Origin of the sequence: Salinicoccus jeotgali (assembly GCF_039538805.1) — a bacterium.
In the GTDB taxonomy this organism is placed as follows: Bacteria; Bacillota; Bacilli; order Staphylococcales; family Salinicoccaceae; genus Salinicoccus; species Salinicoccus jeotgali.
In genome coordinates this window covers 1-1,687 of the sequence record NZ_BAABCK010000008.1, presented here as the reverse complement: position 1 = coordinate 1,687, position 1,687 = coordinate 1, and the positions used below count along the sequence as shown (strand labels likewise).

General features: G+C 31.7%; 2 protein-coding genes. Both read right to left on the bottom strand.

What is annotated here, in order from left to right; translation table 11 throughout:
* Positions 1 to 101: 101 nt before the first annotated feature.
* The gene (locus ABD734_RS01000; RefSeq protein WP_344700755.1) at positions 102 to 1,106 is read right to left on the bottom strand and encodes a protein rep; all 1,005 of its coding nucleotides are present in this window, start codon (positions 1,104 to 1,106) and stop codon (positions 102 to 104) included.
* 77 nt (positions 1,107 to 1,183) lie between these two features.
* The gene (locus ABD734_RS00995) at positions 1,184 to 1,486 is read right to left on the bottom strand and encodes a DUF4260 domain-containing protein (RefSeq protein WP_344700754.1); all 303 of its coding nucleotides are present in this window, start codon (positions 1,484 to 1,486) and stop codon (positions 1,184 to 1,186) included.
* Positions 1,487 to 1,687: the final 201 nt, after the last annotated feature.

Here is a 1,687-nt window from a genome sequence, read left to right as displayed (position 1 = left end):
CGCACAAAATTATTTTTTGCATAAAAACTGGGCAACCATGCCGGTTGAACACTATAGTTCCCGCAGGGGCAAAAAAGCATAAAAAAACGCCAGCTTTTAAGCTAACGTTTCAAATCTTTTAAGTAATAATTTTGTTTTTCAAAATTCCAAATTGCCGTAATTGAATGTGCTTTTTCTTCTTCCTCTGTTGTTTTATCTTCGTCACTTGTATTAATTAAATTGCCATCTTCGGCATCGTCTAAATTTAAAATTTTATGTTTTTGTTTAAGCAATCCACCATAACTTAACATGCGTTTTCGGTATAAACCTTTTTCCAAATCATTCACGATTTCTTGATTTCTTTCATCATCATCAGTTAAAAAATCAGATGACTTAACCGAATATTTTGAGGTTTCTTTGATTGCTGCTTGAATATCTTTATCGCCTTTTTGGTTTGGAGTGATCGCCTTAATATCTAACACAGGTTCATAATTAACTTGTAATGCTTTTTTCCACAAACCTAACCATTCTTTTTGCGATATATAATTTTCAGAACCTCTAAAATATTTACTTTCAACACACAACAGAACATGCATATGTTGGTTATAACTTCCGTTATCCTCGTTCACCGTAACTTCTGTAGCTCGCATAAAACCAACTAAGTTTTTACTAACTTTTTTATATTTAGTTAATCTATGAAATGACTTTGCTAAATGTTGTAAACTTTGTTCTAATGTTTCCCCGTCTATCGCATTTCTAGTAGACAAAGTTAAAAATAACCAACGTGCTTTTGGTTTCTCTTTTACCACTTCTTCAATCACTTTTTGAGCTTGATAACTATTTTTCATCGAACGCCTCCAATTACAGACAGGACACAATTTCGACTTACAAAACCATGTTTTATGTAACTTCAAATAACCCTCATCAGTTGGCTTGAACTCTAAGACGTTACCACATTGTTTTACGTTATAAGCCTTTTTTATTTTTAATATTTCAAGTATATCTGCATAGCTAACATTATTAATCTTCTTTTCTCTCCATGGACGCTGTTTACCACTTTTCGCTATATCTTTTAATGTTTCAGTATCTTGATTTTCGTCTATATATTTTGTATGATTATCTTGCATATAAAAAGACCTCCAGTATTGATTATTTCTCGACAATTTAATCTTATTACTGGAGCTTTTTTATGTCAACTCATATCTTATNAACCATATCCAATCGTTCTATCCATAGCAATATGAGCCAACCAAATCAATGCAATTCCTAATAACAAATCCACTCCCATAGCTAAATAAAGCAAAGTGATCAATATCGGAATTATATAAGAATGACCAATATTATAAATATAACTACCAATTTTATTATTGTATAAATATCCCAACATAGAAATATCAGGAACTAACAAAAATATTAAAAAAAGCCATAATGAAAAACCAAACATAAAATAAACAATCACAGCAGTAATAAAAACAAATGCATTTTCCAGCCTAATCAAATTACCCATAAAACCCCTCCCTTTTTTATTAGATTACTAAAACTAATTGCTTTATTCCAATTGCTTTATTGACGTTGAGCCTCGGAACCCTTAACAATCCCAAAACTTGTCGAATGGTCGGCTTAATAGCTCACGCTATGCCGACATTCGTCTGCAAGTTTAGTTAAGGGTTCTTCTCAACGCACAATAAATTTTCTCGGCATAAATGCG